Annotated in this window: 18 protein-coding genes; 11 read left to right on the top strand and 7 right to left on the bottom strand. The window is 62.2% G+C overall.

Translation table 11 applies throughout. The annotated features are described in order from the left end of the window. Window positions 1-73: 73 nt before the first annotated feature. The 3 genes from GVL04_RS21335 to GVL04_RS21345 all read left to right on the top strand — a co-directional run bounded on the left by GVL04_RS21335 (window position 74) and on the right by GVL04_RS21345 (window position 3,009). On the top strand, window positions 74-889 hold the full coding sequence (locus GVL04_RS21335; protein ID WP_159708260.1) for an IclR family transcriptional regulator: 816 nt from the start codon (window positions 74-76) through the stop codon (window positions 887-889). Window positions 890-1,004: 115 nt separating this feature from the next. Continuing rightward, window positions 1,005-2,336, top strand: a complete 1,332-nt coding sequence (locus GVL04_RS21340) for a sensor histidine kinase (RefSeq protein WP_235036387.1) — start codon at window positions 1,005-1,007, stop codon at window positions 2,334-2,336. After that, entirely contained in the window at window positions 2,323-3,009 is a 687-nt protein-coding gene (locus GVL04_RS21345; protein WP_159708262.1) for a response regulator transcription factor, read from the top strand. Before GVL04_RS21340 ends, GVL04_RS21345 begins: the two co-directional genes overlap by 14 nt. A gap of 140 nt (window positions 3,010-3,149) precedes the next feature. Here GVL04_RS21345 and GVL04_RS21350 read toward each other — a convergent pair whose 3' ends face one another. Then, window positions 3,150-3,629 (bottom strand): DUF4383 domain-containing protein, encoded by a 480-nt coding sequence (locus tag GVL04_RS21350; RefSeq protein ID WP_159708264.1) that lies wholly within the window; start codon window positions 3,627-3,629, stop codon window positions 3,150-3,152. Between the two features lie 156 nt (window positions 3,630-3,785). Between GVL04_RS21350 and GVL04_RS21355 the strand changes: the two genes are divergently transcribed. The 3 genes from GVL04_RS21355 to GVL04_RS21365 all read left to right on the top strand — a co-directional run bounded on the left by GVL04_RS21355 (window position 3,786) and on the right by GVL04_RS21365 (window position 5,718). Then, the gene (locus GVL04_RS21355; RefSeq protein WP_159708266.1) at window positions 3,786-4,757 is read left to right on the top strand and encodes a hypothetical protein; all 972 of its coding nucleotides are present in this window, start codon (window positions 3,786-3,788) and stop codon (window positions 4,755-4,757) included. 110 nt (window positions 4,758-4,867) lie between these two features. Further along, window positions 4,868-5,218, top strand: a complete 351-nt coding sequence (locus GVL04_RS21360; protein ID WP_159708268.1) for a helix-turn-helix transcriptional regulator — start codon at window positions 4,868-4,870, stop codon at window positions 5,216-5,218. 32 nt (window positions 5,219-5,250) lie between these two features. Beyond that, window positions 5,251-5,718, top strand: coding sequence for an SRPBCC family protein (locus tag GVL04_RS21365; protein WP_159708270.1), 468 nt, complete (start codon window positions 5,251-5,253; stop codon window positions 5,716-5,718). On the opposite strand, the gene GVL04_RS21370 is transcribed toward GVL04_RS21365, so the two are convergent. Beyond that, window positions 5,715-6,371 (bottom strand): LysE family translocator, encoded by a 657-nt coding sequence (locus GVL04_RS21370; RefSeq protein WP_159708272.1) that lies wholly within the window; start codon window positions 6,369-6,371, stop codon window positions 5,715-5,717. The two genes, GVL04_RS21365 and GVL04_RS21370, sit on opposite strands and share 4 nt — an antisense overlap. A gap of 101 nt (window positions 6,372-6,472) precedes the next feature. On the opposite strand from GVL04_RS21370, the gene GVL04_RS21375 reads away from it, so the two are divergent. Beyond that, window positions 6,473-6,928 (top strand): Lrp/AsnC family transcriptional regulator, encoded by a 456-nt coding sequence (locus tag GVL04_RS21375; protein WP_159708274.1) that lies wholly within the window; start codon window positions 6,473-6,475, stop codon window positions 6,926-6,928. 23 nt (window positions 6,929-6,951) lie between these two features. Here GVL04_RS21375 and GVL04_RS21380 read toward each other — a convergent pair whose 3' ends face one another. The 3 genes from GVL04_RS21380 to GVL04_RS21390 form a co-directional block, all read right to left on the bottom strand. Next, entirely contained in the window at window positions 6,952-7,623 is a 672-nt protein-coding gene (locus GVL04_RS21380; protein ID WP_159708276.1) for a hypothetical protein, read from the bottom strand. Next, complete coding sequence (locus tag GVL04_RS21385) at window positions 7,620-9,101, bottom strand: WXG100 family type VII secretion target (RefSeq protein ID WP_159708326.1); 1,482 nt, start codon at window positions 9,099-9,101, stop codon at window positions 7,620-7,622. The genes GVL04_RS21380 and GVL04_RS21385 overlap by 4 nt, the downstream gene beginning before the upstream one ends. A 116-nt stretch (window positions 9,102-9,217) precedes the next feature. After that, complete coding sequence (locus GVL04_RS21390; RefSeq protein ID WP_200846922.1) at window positions 9,218-9,676, bottom strand: Lrp/AsnC family transcriptional regulator; 459 nt, start codon at window positions 9,674-9,676, stop codon at window positions 9,218-9,220. Window positions 9,677-10,054: 378 nt separating this feature from the next. Between GVL04_RS21390 and gluQRS the strand changes: the two genes are divergently transcribed. Then, window positions 10,055-10,942 (top strand): tRNA glutamyl-Q(34) synthetase GluQRS, encoded by an 888-nt coding sequence (gene gluQRS, locus GVL04_RS21395; RefSeq protein ID WP_159708280.1) that lies wholly within the window; start codon window positions 10,055-10,057, stop codon window positions 10,940-10,942. Between the two features lie 25 nt (window positions 10,943-10,967). Continuing rightward, the gene (locus tag GVL04_RS21400; protein ID WP_159708282.1) at window positions 10,968-12,113 is read left to right on the top strand and encodes a serine hydrolase domain-containing protein; all 1,146 of its coding nucleotides are present in this window, start codon (window positions 10,968-10,970) and stop codon (window positions 12,111-12,113) included. Here GVL04_RS21400 and GVL04_RS21405 read toward each other — a convergent pair. Next, window positions 12,110-12,757, bottom strand: a complete 648-nt coding sequence (locus GVL04_RS21405; protein WP_159708284.1) for a TetR/AcrR family transcriptional regulator — start codon at window positions 12,755-12,757, stop codon at window positions 12,110-12,112. The genes GVL04_RS21400 and GVL04_RS21405 overlap by 4 nt on opposite strands. Window positions 12,758-12,860: 103 nt before the next feature. Here GVL04_RS21405 and GVL04_RS21410 point away from each other — a divergent pair, with 103 nt between their 5' ends. Together GVL04_RS21410 and GVL04_RS21415 are read left to right on the top strand one after the other, a co-directional pair. After that, window positions 12,861-13,652 (top strand): SDR family oxidoreductase, encoded by a 792-nt coding sequence (locus GVL04_RS21410; protein ID WP_159708286.1) that lies wholly within the window; start codon window positions 12,861-12,863, stop codon window positions 13,650-13,652. A gap of 100 nt (window positions 13,653-13,752) precedes the next feature. After that, complete coding sequence (locus GVL04_RS21415; RefSeq protein WP_159708288.1) at window positions 13,753-14,289, top strand: phosphohydrolase; 537 nt, start codon at window positions 13,753-13,755, stop codon at window positions 14,287-14,289. Window positions 14,290-14,333: 44 nt separating this feature from the next. Here the strand turns inward: GVL04_RS21415 and GVL04_RS21420 are convergent, their stop codons facing one another. Further along, entirely contained in the window at window positions 14,334-15,578 is a 1,245-nt protein-coding gene (locus tag GVL04_RS21420; protein ID WP_159708290.1) for a low temperature requirement protein A, read from the bottom strand. Between the last annotated feature and the right edge of the window lie 5 nt (window positions 15,579-15,583).

Genomic DNA, 15,583 nt, shown 5'->3' on the forward strand with positions numbered 1-15,583 from the left:
GGTGTCCACCGGCCAAGCGGCTTCCTCTGGCGCGGACCCCGGTCAAATAACTCCAGCGAAATATAGTGAACACATGACTCCCCCGGAATCCAGCGAGACTCCTGACAACAGCAGCAGCACCGGCGACAACAAAAGCACGTCGGTGATCGTCAACGCCATAGCAGTCCTGCGAAGCTTCACCGCCGACGAACCCCTACTGGGAGTTACCGAAATCGCGGGCCGGATCGGCCTGCACAAGAGCACCGTCTCCCGCATCCTGGCGACGCTGGAACAGGAGAACCTCGTAGAGCGCGACGTCGATTCGCGCAGGTTCCGCATGGGGCTGGGGATGATCGCCATGGCGGGCCCGCTCCTGGCGGAACTCGAAGAGCGCCGTGTCGCCTACCCGGTGCTGCGCGAACTCACCGAGCGTACAGGGGAGACCAGTGCGCTGATGGTGTGGAACGGCAACGAATCCATGTGCGTGGAACAGATCCCCAGCCGGCACCAGGTCAAGCACCTCGCTCCGCTGGGTGCCCGGTACAACGAGGCCCTGAGCTCGTCGGTGCAGGTGTTCCTTGCCGCGGAGAACGAGGACCGCGTGCGCCAGCTGTTGCGCAGCGGTTCGGTCATCCTTACTGGCATGGACGAGGACGCGGTTGAGACATACCTCGTGCGGCTGAAGGAATCGATGGAGCGCGGCTGGGCTGTGAACTTCGGGGAAACGTCCATCGAAGAGGTGGGCGTGGCATCTCCCGTTTATGACCATCGGGGCGACATCGTGGCGTCGGTCCTGATCCCTGCGCCGAAATTCCGTGTCTCGCAGGACACCCTGACCAGCCTCGGCGAAGCGTGTGCTGCAGCCGCTGCCAAGGTCACCACACGGTTGGGTGGACGCGCCCCGCGCTAAGCCCGGTAGTGGTGCCTTGGCCCAAAGGATGAATCTGCTGGCCCATGGGTGGAGATCGACGGCGGGGCCGATTATTGGCGGAGCAGCATCCACCTGCGTGGATAGTCTGACTGGCATGGAACGAACACTGAGAGTTGTCCGGCATTGGGGCGCCCCCGCGGCGGCAGCCATCTTCTTTGTGCTGTGGTGCGTGGGGGAGGCAGGTCGTATGGGGCCGTGGCCGGGCTTCTATTGGCCGGGTGCCATACCGCTCCTGGTGATGACGGCAGCGATCGGAACTTCGATCTGGAAGCCCTACATTTCACTTGGGCTGACGGCCGTCCTGCTGCTCGGCCAACTGCTCCACGCTATCCCCGCCATGTTGGCGAACCATTGGGCCATCTACCTGGGATCCTTTGTATCACTGGGGTTCATCATGTGGACGGGCAACAAGAGGCAGAGAATCCTGGCCGTCACCGCCAATGTCCTCTTCGCTTTGGTCATGACCTACATGATGATCTCCGCCCGCTACGGCAACGGGGTCGGATGGTTCAGGCCGTTGTACGTGGGAGATGGCTTCGCGCTGAGGAACTACGGCTGGCAATTGTTGAGCATTTTGCTGCTGGTTGCTGCCGCTTGCGGCACACTTGGCATCCTCATAGCCCTCTACGAAGACCGCCGGGCATTGTCCAAGGCACAGGTACTCACCCAGGCCAGCCTTAAGGAAACTGAAATCGAACTGATCGTCGAGCAGGAACGTACGCGGATCGCCCGTGACCTGCACGATGTGTTGGCGCACTCCCTGGCGGTTATCGCTGCCCAGGCCGACGGTACGCGGTACTTGAGCCATGGGCAGCCGAAACCGGTCTTGAATGCTTTGGAAAACATAGCTGTGTCGGCAAGGCACGCGTTGGTCGATGCGCAACGAGTGATTGAGGGTGTCCGGGGCGACGGGATGGTTGCGCCGCAACCGTTGATCAGCGATGTCGAACCCCTGATGGAACGTATGAGGCAGGGCAACCTCAAGATTCAACACAGCGAAAGCGGGTTGCCTGTTGAACTGGGGGCCGGCCAGCAACTCGCCGTTTTTCGAATCGTTCAAGAATGCCTGACCAATGCCTTGAAACATGCCGGCAGGGGCTCCACGGTGAGCGTGCACTTTGACTGGAGCGGGCCCGGCCTGACACTCCATGCCTCCTCTGATCTGCCGGTGTCCGCTTCATTGGGGGAAACGGACACCGGCAATGCCGGGGAGCGTATCGGGCGGGGTATCGCCGGAATGCGCGAACGCGCCCATCTTGCCGGCGGCTGGCTGACGGCCGGTCCCGATGGCCAACAGTTCCGCGTCACTGCGTTTCTTCCGTATGGCGTGCAAGGTGGGGCCGGGCTGCCCGGTCCCAGGCTGCCGGAGGAATCCCTTAACGACATGGACAAGATCGCCCTGGAGGAGGCCAATGAGCGTGGCTAATACCTCCGAGGCCGTCTCCGTCGCGTTGATTGACGATCAGGCCCTTTTCCGGGCGGGGATTCGGATGCTGGTTGAAAGCCAGCCCGACATGCGGCTGGCCTGGGAGGCCGGCGACGGCAGTGAGGCCGTTGCACTCGCGGCGGAGCAGCCGCCTGATGTCATGCTCATGGATCTTCGCATGCCTGTCATGGACGGTGTCACCGCCACGAAGAAGATCTCGGATGCAGCTGCGCGGGAGGGTACGGAAAAACCGAAGATCATCGCGCTGACGACTTTCAACCGCGACCAGGCAGTGGTGGAAGCTGTCCAGGCGGGGGCCAGTGGGTACCTGCTCAAGAGTGCGGAACCGGAGTTCCTGCTGGCCGCTATCCGGACAGTTCATTCAGGCTATTCGGTGATCGCGCCAGGATCGGTCCATGATTTGTTTCAGCACGCCGCCCGGACGGTCCCGCCCGCCGGCCCGGATCTTTCTGTTCTCGAATCTTTGTCGGCCCGGGAGAAGGACGTCTTCCTGCTGGCGGCAAAGGGTTTGAGCAATAGCGAAATGGCCGAGAGCCTGTTCGTATCGGAAGCAACGGTCAAGACCCACCTGCGGAGCGTTCTTACCAAGCTCGGCGTCCGTACGCGCCTGCAGCTCGTTGCGTTCGCCTACGAGCACCGCCTGCTCGGATAGACCTGCGCCGAGATGCCATTTGATGACAATCCCAGGCTCCGGGATTGTCATCAAATGCCATCTGGGCGGAGACGAAACGGCGGCCGTCCCCACGAGGGGGCAGCCGCCGCCGTCGTTGATTCACAAGACGTGCAGGAAGGTTACATGTTCCTTCGCGCCGCCGGTGATTCGTCCATGGCATCCCTGCCCAGCCAGGCGCCCAAACCGATCATGGCAACGCCGAGGATCAGGTGCAGCCAGTTGTCGGCCGTGTTGAACGGAACGAAGTTGGCGCCTGTTTCCTGGTTGATGACCAGGCCGTAGATCCAAAGAACGATGTACACGGCGCCGCCGCCCAGGAGAAACAGGCGGGCCATGCGTGCGTTCCTTGCCATGGCCAAGCCGGCCACGCCAAACAGCAGATGAACGATGTTGTGGAGTATGGACACTTGGAAGACTCCAAGCAGCATGGCGCCGGATTCATGTCCCGCAAAGGTCATGGCGCCGAAATTGGTGGTGATTCCCGGGATGAAGCCCAGGACACCAACCAGCAGAAATACTATGCCAACGCCCATGGCGGTGTTGCGAAGTGTCAACCCCATCATGTGGTGGTGTTCGGCGGGGTGCGAAGCGGTGGTCATCAAGTCCTCCCTTTCACGCGGTTAACCGGCTCTTCTCATGGAGAGCCGACCTGCGGCAAGGGGTGTGGCAAAACCTTGCCGACGCCGCCATAATACTCCTGAAATGCTTCCGATAGCAGGGGATGTGCCCAGTTCAGCGGCGGTTAGCATGGTTTCATGAGCCAAGTTCCAAATGGGCGCGTGCACACGATCTTCCATGACACCCGGGATTTGACGCCGTTCCGGGAGGGTTACGTGCGGACACCGGTCCGCGGCTTGGCGGAAGGCGTCAATGACGTTCTCTCCGGGGTCCTGAACGGCCGGGACCACGCGAAGTTGTCCTTGGTGGGCAATGTTCCGAGGCTGAAGATGCTGTCCCCCAAGACGGCGAAGGCGATGCACGAGGCCGTCTTCACGTCCACGGAGCCGGATCGACTCCTTGCCTTTGGCCGGATGAATCCGGGGTGGGCCGGGTTGTGCAATGTGATGGCCGGCCTGCTCGCGTACAAGCACGGCGGGTTCCTCAGGGCGTCCGAACTGTTGCAGCGCGGTCTGACAACAAGGATCGACGACGACGCCAGCCAGTTCTCGGCCATCTACCTTGGGCAGGTGGTCACCCGGGTTGAGGTTGCCGAACGTATTGAGGTTCCGGTCTTGTTCAGCGAGGAATCCGTGTTCCTGGCGCTGTCCCATTGCCTGCGGGAGATGGGGATGACCGAGTCGGCCCTGGAAGCGGTGGTTGGCCTGCCGCCGTCGTTGCCTTCTGCCTTGGCACGCTGCACTGCTGCGTACTCGTTGGAGCGGCACCGCGACGTTGTGCTCTGGACTGAGGGTTTGCTCAACACGGACGACCTTTCGGCCGCCTTGTTGTTGGTCCGGGCACGTTCCCTGCGGGCCCGGGGCGATTTCGAATCTGCGCAGGCTGCCTTGAAGGAAGTCCTGCGGCGTCGGAAGACCAATCTCGCACTGAAGAATGACGCCGTGACAGACAGGGCACTCCTGGCGGTCGACCAGGGCCGCCGTACCCTGACTCCTCGGTCCAAGCGGCCTGCCCCGCCGGCAGAGCTGGAGACCTTGGAAGTCATCCGTAAAGACGCCGAAATGCGCAGGCTTTGGGAGAACGACTTCCGGCAGCTGGGCGGCGAATAGAAAAACCATTGTGCCTTCCGCAGGAGAGGCGTAACGTCGTAATCAACCAAACAGTTGATCAAGCAAAGAGTTGATTAGAGTTTGGCTGACGACGAAAGGGTGACGCGGCGATGGAACAAGATGCTCCGGGCCCTGACACCTTGGACAGAGCCTTCATGGCATTGGCTGATCCGGTCAGGCGTGCGATCGTTGCGCGGCTTTCCCGGGGAGACGCGACTGTCAACGAGCTCGCTGAACCATTCGCCATCACCAAGCAAGCCGTTTCAAAGCACATCCAGGTCTTGGAGCACGCGGGGCTGGTGACCCGCTCCCGCGACGCCCAGCGCCGGCCTGTCCATCTGGATGCGGCGGCGCTTGAGCGTTTGACGGCCTGGATTGACCAGTACCGGCTGATCGCCGAATCCCGCTTCCGGCGGCTCGACGCGCTGCTGGGCGCCAGTCCATTGGAACAAGAACCATAAACACAACCAGCAAAGAAGAAAGAGGAACTGAAATGAGCAATCCAACAACAATCACCGCCGACAACGGCGTCCCGTTCGTTGACACAGTCCGCGAATTCGATGCCCCGGTCAGTGCAGTTTTCAAAGCCCACGTTGACCCGGACCTTCTGGCCAAGTGGCTGGGGCCGCGGAGCGCGGTGACGAAAGTAACCGAGTACAACGCGACCACTGGTGGCAGTTGGCACTATGAAAGTGGTGGTGGCGATGGGATGTACGGCTTCCGCGGTATTTTCCACACTGTGGATGCTGACGCGCTGATCATCATGACCTTCGAATTCGACGGCGCCCCGAACCAGGTCGGCCTGAGCACCACCACGTTCGAGGAAGTGGATGGTCGCACGCGCATCGTTGCCCATGAGGTCTATCCCTCCGTTGAAGCCCGGGATATGGCGTTGGCCACCGGCATGAACTACGGAGTTGTTGAAGGCTACGAGCGCCTGGACGAGCTGCTGGCGGCCTAAGCGCCCGCCGGCGCCTGCTGCAGCAGCAGTGGAAGGAGTTGTTCCGACAACAGTATTGTCCCGAGTCCGATCATGATGATCCCGCTGACCAGCGTCACAACGCGCGCGGCCCCCGGCCGGGAAGCCAGCAGCTTCCGGGACGTCAAGGCCACGCCGGTATAGACCGAGCCGGCAAGGATGACGAAGGTCAGGCCCAGCAAGCCTGACTGGACCGGAACGGGCAGCGATGCCTCGGGGCTGACGAACTGCGGAACCAAGGCGACGAAAAACAGCAGGCCCTTGGGGTTGATGCCGCTGGTGCCCATGCCCTGGAGAAACGTTCGGAGCTGGTTTCCGGACTGCACGACGCCGCCTTCCGCGCTGAAGCTCGCCCCTCGCCACGAGCGGATCGTAACGACGCCGAGCCAAAGCAAGTAAGCGGCGCCGGCGATGGTCAGCCACCCGAGGAGTCCCGGGACTCCTGCCAGCAGCGCGGCCAATCCTGCTGCCATCAGCAATGTATGGACGACGTACCCACTGCAGAGGCCGGCAACAGCAGGGACGAAACTCCGTTGACGGAGGCCGGCGGAAATCGAGTATGCCCAGTCGACGCCGGGGGTGCACGCCAAGCTGACGGACACAAGCATGAAGGCGAGGAACAGCTGCGGATTCACGATCTCTCCAGAGTTAGTTGGTAGGAAAACTCTAGGGAAAATGGCCCCATAAGTGTTCCCTGATTTAGCTCTGAATCGCGTGTCTTGGGTAAGATTATTGCGTGATTGACGGAATCGATAGAAGCATTTTGCGTCACCTCAAAGAGGATGGACGAATGACGGCCACGGCGCTCGCTTCCAAGGTGGGTTTGACCGTAGCCCCATGCCACCGGCGGCTTCGCGATTTGGAGTCATCGGGGGTGATCCGCGGGTACCGTGCCGACATCGACCCTGCCGCGGTGGGGTTGGGTTTCGAGGCCATTGTGTTTGTCACCCTCAGGCAGGTGGAACGCACCATTTTGGCCGAGTTTGAGGAGCGCATAACAGCGAGTCCCAATATTGTGGAGGCCCAACGGCTCTTCGGCTCTCCGGACTACCTGCTGAAGGTCATCGCCGCCGACCTGCCTGCCTATCAGCGCTTCTACGACGACGAGCTCGCAGCGCTTCCTGCGGTAGAACGCCTGACATCAACCCTGGTGATGAAGAACCTGAAGACGAACATCGGTCCACCCGTCTAACCCGACCCCAGGTAACAGGCGGGTCAGCTTGCCGGGCTCACGTGAACGATGATGACCTGCTGGTCCTTGGAGCCGTCAAAGCGGAGGTCGTAGTTCACTTCAAGCCCCGTGCTGGTACCCGAGGTCAGCGAGTAGTCGCTCTTTGACCCGGGGTCCTTGCTGGCGGAGTCAATCCAACGCTCGGCATCATCGGAGTCGATGCCGTACTTCTCCACGCCATCGCGGATGAGAGTGCTGAGTCCGTCAAGTGAATCCGCGGTGAGGAAGTAGGTGACCTCGGTGAAATCGGGCCTGGCGTCCGTGGTCTTGAACCGGATGCGGTCCGTTTGGCCGCTGATCTCGCCGCTGGGGCCCACGATCGTGAGGTTGATCTTGCCGGAGCCTTGGGTGTTGATTTCCGGGCCGTAGCTATCCCCGGAAACACGCACGGCTGATTTCTGCAGCGTACCGCTGCCCATGTCCAGCCGGGCCTGTTTGTCTGTCCTGATCCGGTCAACACCTGCGGCGTCGAGCGTGGAAAATTCCGAGGTTATCACTGTGCTCCCTTGGGAAGATGGGGACGTTTCCGACGACTGCGACTGCGGAACAGGGCCGGGCATTTGGCATGCAGTGGTGGCAAAAATTCCGAGTCCCACCATCACCGAGACTGCGAGCTTCAGGAACCCGGGGGCCGGGCGGAAGGCGGGCCGGATCATTGGTGCACCTCCGCGTCGAAGCCATCCACGAACCGGTCCATGATGCCGGGAATATTGTTGGTGGGCCGATACTGCTCAACGCGATCGTTGAAGTCTGAGCCGATGATGTCCCTGGCCTCCTGCGGATTGTTGGCCAAGAGGTCCTGGTAGGCCGGCAGCGTGTCCTGCTTGATGAGGGCCCACCTTTGGTCGGCGTCCGCGATGTTGCCGTCCGGGAATCCGGTGGTGAAGTCGGTGCGGAACTGTGCCGGATTATCCCAGTTGGTGAAGGGGATGTTCTGGGGTCCCGGGCTCTCCACGCTGAATTCGTAGGGGAAGACCTCGGGATAGCTCTTGGCTCCAGGGATGGATGGCTCGCCGGCCAGGGTGACCATGTAGGTTACGGCTTCCCCGCCAGGGTGGTTGCGCATGTTCGTGTAGTCGTCAGCGATGATTTCGTTCTGCTCGCGGTACAACAGGGCTGTGTTGCCCTCCTTGACCTGAGCGGGGTCGCCGGAATCGATCTGCGCCCACGCCTCTGCAGTTCCGGGGTCGATGGCCCCGGAATCACGGAGGCGGTTGATCTCGTCTATCCCGCCATTCATATACGCCTGGTGCTGGCGGGCCTGGTCCAGGAAGATCTCTTTGTTCATGTCCAGCATGGACGTCTCATAGAACTTGATCTCGGCATCGGTCATGCCGGCCAGTTGCTCGATCTGATCCAGGACCGGGATGGGGATGTCCGAGGCCGGGTTGTCGGCTATTTGCTGTGCGAGGTCACGCAGCATGGCCATGTCCTTGAAGCCACCGGCGAAGGAGGGGCCGATCATGTTGGCCATGCCAGCCCATTGGAGGTCCGGGTTGGACAGGAAAGCCTGCCCGTAGAAGTCGTAGACCTTTTTGATGGTTTCCCAGTTGTACTCGGTGCCCTTGCTGGTGTCCCAAGTGGAGGGATCTATGCCCATCTCCCGCATGGCCTGTTGGTTCCAGTAATCGCTGAGGAATTGGGAGTATTCGGGTGACTTCTTTTCGATAAGCCCCGAATCCGCGGCCGCATCCATGGCTGCCTTGGCTTCGTCGGGATGTTCGAGCGCCCACTTCTTGAACTCGTCGCTGCGGAGGTATTCGGACCGCTCCTCGGGCGTCATGCCGTTGAGCAGGTCCGTTAGCTCCTGTCCCTTCCCGCCGGATGAACCAGGTCCACCGGAGCCAGCGCCACCGGGCCCGCCACCAGTGCTGGCTGCGTCCTGTTCCTGAGCGTTCTTCAGCAGGCTCTGCGACGCTGCCTTGATGCCGGAAGCCGCACTCTGGAGGGCCCGCAGATGCGAGCTGTTCCAGTCATGACGGAAGCGGTCGCCGTCGTTCCCCCGCCATGGACTGTTGGTGATGGACCCTGACAACTGTTGTCCCAGATCCGTGAGGCGGTCCGCGTTACGGGCCAGTTCCTTGGCCAACTGACGCAGCTGCGCGACGTCTGCGCCGTAGAAGTTGCCCGCCACCATGCCCCCAAAATTGTCTGCCGTTGATCTGTCCCCATCCTAGGCCGCGGCCAGAGACCGGCACATGGGCACAACTGCCCTATGTGAATAACGTGCGGCGTGAATAACGTGCCGCCCTACTCCTGGAGCAGGCCGGTGGTTCGATACGGAATGACTTCCCGGAGGAACATGCTGGTGGACGTGCGCACGATTCCGGGACACAGTCGAATTTCCTCGGATACCCGGTAGAGGTCGTCCGGGCTCTTGGCCACCACCCTGATGATGAGGTCGGTGTCTCCGGCGGGTGCGTGGCATTCGAGGACTTCGGGGATGTTCCGGAGGGCGGCGATGGCTTCGTTCAAATGGCTCTGGTCGAGTTCTGCGCTGACTGCGGCGGCAACACCGCGTCCCAGGGCGGACGGCAGAACACGGCTGCTGTTCGGGCGCAGGGCTCCGGCCGTGGTCATCCGTTCCAGCCGTGATTGAACAGTCCCCCGTGCGAGGTGGAGCTTCTGCGCCAACACCATGATGGGCACCCGCGGATCTTCATCAAGCGCGACGAGGATCCGGCGGTCCGTGGCATCGAGTTCCTGCAATGTGACCACTTCCTGTCCAAGTTTTCACGACAGACTGGTCAGATCGACCATTCTTATCGTTGTCCGTTGCACCAACTGTATGTCTCCTGCTCAAATGGTGACAACGAAGCAGGACGAGGCTACCGCCGGACCCCGCAGGCACCAGGCACCCGGAACACCACCCGGAGCCCTGCACAGGTTTCCCGCAAGGAAGCAGCCGCTGATTGACTCTTGTTCACAGCATTGTCATTCTGCACTCGCCCGTTCGTGCGGGCAGCACAGTAAGAGCCCCTGAGCCACCGGATCGTTGCGGTAGCTGAGGGGCTCTTGCGTTGCCTGGACTTGAGACGCAACACCAGCCCGGCGGCCCTGCCCCGAAGACCCACATAGGCTTGGATCATGACTTCCGCTGGCCGATTCGCCCCGAGCCCCTCCGGCGAGTTGCACGTCGGCAATCTCCGCACGGCCATCCTTGCTTGGCTGTTCGCGAAATCCAGTGGCCGTGATTTCCTGCTGCGCGTGGAGGACCTGGACCGCGCCCGGTCAGGTGCGGAGGCGGAGCAGCTCCGCGATCTTGAGGCAATCGGCGTCAGCTGGGACGCTGCCGTCGTACGCCAGACTGAGCGCGCGGCGCTCTACGACGACGCGATCGCCCGCCTCACCCATGAAGGCCGCACCTATGAATGCTTCTGTACGCGCCGGGAAATCCAGGAGGCACCGTCCGCGCCGCATGCGCCTCAAGGCGCCTATCCGGGCACGTGCCGGCGGCTTTCCCACGCCGAACGTGAGATCCGGCGCGCCTCACGTCCGGCGTCGATCCGCCTGCTTGCGGACGTTGCTGAGTGGGGTGTTGAGGACCAGTTGCATGGGAAATACGTGGGCGTGGTGGACGACTTCGTCCTGCGCCGGAACGACGGCGTGACGGCATACAACCTGGCGGTGGTGGTGGACGACGCCGCACAGGGAATTGACCAGGTGGTGCGCGGCGACGACCTCCTTCCATCGACTCCCCGGCAGGCGTATTTGGCTAGGCTGTTGGGCTTGCCGGTCCCGGAATATGCCCACGTTCCGCTGGTGGTGAATCACGACGGCGCCAGGCTGGCAAAGCGGGACGGCGCGGTCACGCTGGGCGACCTCGCCGCCGTCGGAATTCCTGCGGAACGGGTGCGGGACCTGATCCTTGAATCGCTTCACCTTCCTGCCGGTCCGTTGCCCGACGTGCTGGCGGCATTCAACCCTGGAAACCTGCCGAAGGAGCCTTGGGTGTGGATAACGCCCAGAAGCTGAGAGACCCACCACGTAGGCTGTCTGGATGCATTCACAGGTGATCGCCCCAGGTTTTGAAACCGTCGCTGAGCTCTTCGGCACTTTCCTCGACCGGGATCCGGACTACTCGGCACAAGTTGCGGTCTACCATCGCGGCGTCAAAGTGCTGGACCTGAGCGGTGGACCACACATTCGCCCGGATTCGGTGACTGGCGTATTTTCGTGTTCCAAAGGCATGGCCGGCCTGGTCATGGCACTGCTGGTACAAGACGGTGTTCTGGACCTTGATGTCGAAGTGGTCAAATATTGGCCCGAGTTTGGCGTAGAGGGCAAGGCGTCGATCACCGTTGCGCAGCTTCTGTCCCATCAGGCCGGGCTTTTGGGCGTAGAAGGCGGGCTGACGCTTGGGGAGGTTAATAACTCCGAGCTCGCCGCAGCGAAGCTCGCCAAGCTGTCCCCACTATGGAAGCCGGGTGCAGCATTCGGGTATCACGCGCTGACCATCGGCATTTTCATGGAAGAGCTATGCCGCCGTATTACCGGTTCCACCCTGCAGGAAGTCTTCGAACAGCGGATCCGTGCGGTGACCGGAGCCCATTTCTATCTCGGACTGCCCGAGTCCGAAGAAGCCCGATTCGCACCATTCCGCTGGGCCGCCGATCCTTCGTGGCCATGGGTGGATCCCGCCAGCCACATCGGCCTGGCGGCCAACTCTGCGGTGGGTGACATCCTGGACCTGCCGAACATCCGGGAAGTGAGGGCCGCGGGGTTGAGTTCCGCTGCCGGCGTGGCGAGTGCCGAAGGAATGGCGAGGATCTATGCGGCGGCTTTGACTGGACTCGCTGGCGATGGTGCCGGTTCAGCGTCCGGCGGGCAAATCGCCGTCGTGCCTCTCCTTACCGAGGAGACCATCCGTGCGGTGAGCGCCGAGCAGGTGTTCGGGGTGGACCGTGTGTTCGGTGAAACCGGCTGCTTCGGCACTGTTTTCATGAAGTCCCATGCCAGGATGCCATTCGGCAGTTACCGCGCGTTCGGGCACGACGGCGCCAGCGCATCTTTGGGATTCGCGGACCCCGTGTATGAACTCGGCTTCGGGTACGTGCCGCAGCAGGCGGAGCCCGGGGGAGTGGGCTGCCGCAACTTCCAGCTGAGCTCGGCTGTGAGGAAGGCTATCGCAGGGCTCGCAGCCTAGCTGTGCCCTGCGGCCTCGCCGAGCTGCCCTGCCTGTTCGAGCTGCGCGGCCGGGACCCCCGCCGCCATGCCTGCCCACAGGGTGTCGGTGGTGGCAGCCACCACGGCGTCCACCGTTGTCCCCTCCAGATGCTTGCCGGCCGCAAGCAGCGCGGCGCCGTGGAGGCTCACGAAGCACACCATGGCCAATGTTTCGGGGTCGCCCGCAGCCAGTGCGCCGGCATTCTGTGCTTCAGTGATCATGCCTTGGGCAATATGGATCCCTTGCTCGCCTGTGCTCCGCAATTCGGTGCTGGAATCAGGGTGGTGCTTGGTGGAGTACATCACGGTCAGGAGTGCCGGGTGCGCCACGGCGAATCCGACGTACGCCTTTCCAACCCTGACGAAGCGGCTCCGGAGATCGCTGTCGGACTGGGCGGCATCCAGGATGAGGCGGTTCATCGACTCAAAGCCTGCCAGCGCCATCGCATCAATCAGGGCTTGTTTATCGCGGAAGTGCTTGGCCGGGGCGCCGTGGCTGACATTCACGTCGCGGGCGAGCTGCCGCAGGGAGAGTCCGTCGACGCCGGCTTCTTCGATGGTTTCCATGGCGCGTTCCAAGAGGGCTTCCCGGAGTTTGCCGTGGTGGTAGGGCTGCTCGATCATGGGATAAGTCTAGGCCAATGTAGTCATTGACAACAAAGTAGACACTGCCTACCATGTTGACAGTGACTACATTAGTTTCAGCCTCAAACCGATTGGATATGCCATGACCATGACCTACACCGGCACCACCGCACTCATCACCGGTGCCAGTTCCGGACTCGGTGCTGAATTCGCCCACCGGTTCGCTGCCCGTGGCTCCCACCTTGTCCTGGTGGCCCGGCGGGTGGATCGCTTGGAGGAGCTCGCTAAGGAACTGCGCTCCAAGAATGGAGTCACGGTGACGGTGCTCCCCATGGATCTGGGCCGCGCAGGGGTTGGCCGCGAGCTCTTCGACGAGCTGGCCAGCCGCGGAATCACCGTGGACACGCTCATCAATAACGCAGGTTTCGGCACCCATGGTCCATTGGTCGAGGAGGACCCGGACACCATTGCCTCTGAGATTTCCTTGAACGTTGCCGCCCTCGTGGATATCACCCGCGCCTTCCTGCCAAACCTGCTCGCTTCCGGGAAGGGCGCCCTGGTGAATGTCGCAAGCACGGCCGCCTTCCAGCCCATCCCCGGCATGGCCGTTTATGGTGCTACCAAGGCGTTCGTCCTGAGCTTCACCGAAGCCGTGGCCCACGAGACCAAGGACTCCGGACTCAATGTCCTGGCTCTTTGCCCCGGAGCAACCCGCACCGAGTTCTTCGAGGTCCTTGGCGGTGAGTCCGCAGCCGTAGGCAAGATGCAGACCTCCGCGCAGGTTGTAGGGACTGCGCTCAAGGCCCTGGACCGCAAGGGAACACCGGGCAGCGTCGTCTCGGGCTGGGTCAACCGCGTGGCTGCAGGGTTCGCGCAGCGCTTGCCGAGGGCCGTCACCGTCGCCATCGCCGCACGCGCAGTTCAGGATTGGTAAACAGGTCCCGACCCGCAAAGCGCGCTTTCGGCCACGCAACAGCGGATAGCCTGAACATGGGACCAATCCCCGTGGTCCCATGTTCAACCCGGAGGCCCGCATGACCGAACCACGCTTCACTGTAGAGACAGCCCAGGTCCTGGCGGAGGTGGCTCACAACCGGCAGAAGGACAAGCTCAAGCGTCCCTATCGGGAGCATGTCCTGGCCGTGGGCGATGCACTCGCGGACTTTGACGAGGACATCCAGATCGCAGGGTACCTTCACGACATTGCTGAGGACACGCCCATCACCCGGCAGGCGTTGCTGGACATGGGTGTCTCCGAGCGTGCGCTCGCGATTATCGAAAGAGTCACCCGCCGCTTCCACGACGACCCGGAAGATTACGACGCCGGCATCCGTTACGTCGCCGAAGACCACGACGCTACGTTGGTGAAGATCGCCGACAACGCCCACAACTCGCTGCCCGAGCGGGTCCAGGCCCTCGCCGAGAAGTGGCCGGACAAGCCGCCGGTAACCCGCTACGCTGATGCCCGTCCGGTGCTGTACACGGCGGTTCCCCGCGAGGAAATCCTGATGATCCTGGAGCGGATCAATCCGTACTTGATCGCGGAGCTGGACGAGATCGTTCCCGAGTAGGTCTTGCGGGGCCGTTGCCAGGCCTCACAACGCGACGGAGAGCCTTAGCCGGCGGCGGTTTCCAGCCGCCGGAGTGCGGCCGCCCTGCCCCTATGGCCGCGGCGTTCGTCGTAGGCGATGGAAAGGCCCAGGACCAGCATCATCTCCAGCATGCACAGCGGTACCGAAGCGCCGGCGGCCGCCATGGCGATGCTTCCGGCGAGGGCAAGGACCACCAGCGCAGAGCTCCAGAGGTGTTCGCGCTCCAGTCCGAGCATGATGCTGTACAGCGTGGTCAGTGAAACCTTGAACAGGATGATCGGAATCGCGATGGAGGCAATAGCCGCTGCTGCGGGGATGTGTGCTTCGTGGTCGATGTAGTAGGCAGCCACGTGGAGCCCGGCGCCGGTCGCAGCGATGGCAGCGAAGATGAAGATGTGGCCATAGCCGAAGATCCATGAGCGATGCCGCTGTACATGAAGTGCCGGACCTGAGGGCAGGATGAAGTAGATCCACCACATGGCGAAGGCCAGGCCTGTGCCGCTGAGGCCAACCAAGGCGGCATCCAGCGTCCAGCCGTGTAGGGCAACGATCGCGCGCAGGGTTTCGATGGCGCCGATCAGGCACTCGCCCAGGGCGATGATGGCCAGGAGTCCGTAGCGTTCGGCGATGTGGTGGGCATGCCAAGGGGTACGGATCTTGCGTTCGGCAAAGTACGGTGCCGCCATCTCCAGGATGAACAGTGGGGTTGCCATGAGGAAAGTAGTGAGGATGTTCGCATCGATCAGGAGCACCGCCACCCAGCCGACCTGTATGGCCGCCACGTACTTTGCGTAGCGCAAACACGTCTCGCGGCGTTCGGGGTCCTGGCGGGCAGCGCGCAGCCACTGGAAGATCAAGGCCACCCGCATCACGATGTACCCGAGCACCATGGTGACGTTGTCCACGTGCCTGCCCTCGATGATCGAATGGAACACCGGCTCGATGCCCATGGCCAGGATGAGCACCCCCAACATTTGAACCATGGTGACTACGCGGAATACCCAGTCGTCGGTGTCGTAGGCACTGGCGAACCAGGTGAAGTTGATCCAGGCCCAGATCACCGCGAACATGGCGAACGAAAATGCCAACAACCCCGGCCAGAAATGCGCCTCGGCCACGGCATGGGCGAACTGGCTGCCGGCAACACCGAACGCAATGACGAAGGTCAGGTCGAAGAACAGCTCCAACGGAGTGGCTGTACGGTGCTTTTCATGGGGATCGCGGCCGCCCATGCGCGAGAGTGCATGGCGAAGGGGATTCGTGGACATGGCTC

The organism is Arthrobacter sp. 18067, from assembly GCF_902706295.1.
Lineage (GTDB): Bacteria > Actinomycetota > Actinomycetes > Actinomycetales > Micrococcaceae > Arthrobacter.

Bases quoted from the DNA above. Each gene is read 5' to 3' on its own strand.
- GVL04_RS21335 (WP_159708260.1), top strand. From the start codon at position 74: ATGACTCCCCCGGAATCCAGCGAGACTCCTGACAACAGCAGCAGCACC.
- GVL04_RS21340 (WP_235036387.1), top strand. From the start codon at position 1,005: ATGGAACGAACACTGAGAGTTGTCCGGCATTGGGGCGCCCCCGCGGCG.
- GVL04_RS21345 (WP_159708262.1), top strand. From the start codon at position 2,323: ATGAGCGTGGCTAATACCTCCGAGGCCGTCTCCGTCGCGTTGATTGAC.
- GVL04_RS21350 (WP_159708264.1), bottom strand. From the start codon at position 3,629: ATGACCACCGCTTCGCACCCCGCCGAACACCACCACATGATGGGGTTG.
- GVL04_RS21355 (WP_159708266.1), top strand. From the start codon at position 3,786: ATGAGCCAAGTTCCAAATGGGCGCGTGCACACGATCTTCCATGACACC.
- GVL04_RS21360 (WP_159708268.1), top strand. From the start codon at position 4,868: ATGGAACAAGATGCTCCGGGCCCTGACACCTTGGACAGAGCCTTCATG.
- GVL04_RS21365 (WP_159708270.1), top strand. From the start codon at position 5,251: ATGAGCAATCCAACAACAATCACCGCCGACAACGGCGTCCCGTTCGTT.
- GVL04_RS21380 (WP_159708276.1), bottom strand. From the start codon at position 7,623: ATGATCCGGCCCGCCTTCCGCCCGGCCCCCGGGTTCCTGAAGCTCGCA.
- gluQRS (WP_159708280.1), top strand. From the start codon at position 10,055: ATGACTTCCGCTGGCCGATTCGCCCCGAGCCCCTCCGGCGAGTTGCAC.
- GVL04_RS21400 (WP_159708282.1), top strand. From the start codon at position 10,968: ATGCATTCACAGGTGATCGCCCCAGGTTTTGAAACCGTCGCTGAGCTC.
- GVL04_RS21405 (WP_159708284.1), bottom strand. From the start codon at position 12,757: ATGATCGAGCAGCCCTACCACCACGGCAAACTCCGGGAAGCCCTCTTG.
- GVL04_RS21410 (WP_159708286.1), top strand. From the start codon at position 12,861: ATGACCATGACCTACACCGGCACCACCGCACTCATCACCGGTGCCAGT.
- GVL04_RS21415 (WP_159708288.1), top strand. From the start codon at position 13,753: ATGACCGAACCACGCTTCACTGTAGAGACAGCCCAGGTCCTGGCGGAG.
- GVL04_RS21420 (WP_159708290.1), bottom strand. From the start codon at position 15,578: ATGTCCACGAATCCCCTTCGCCATGCACTCTCGCGCATGGGCGGCCGC.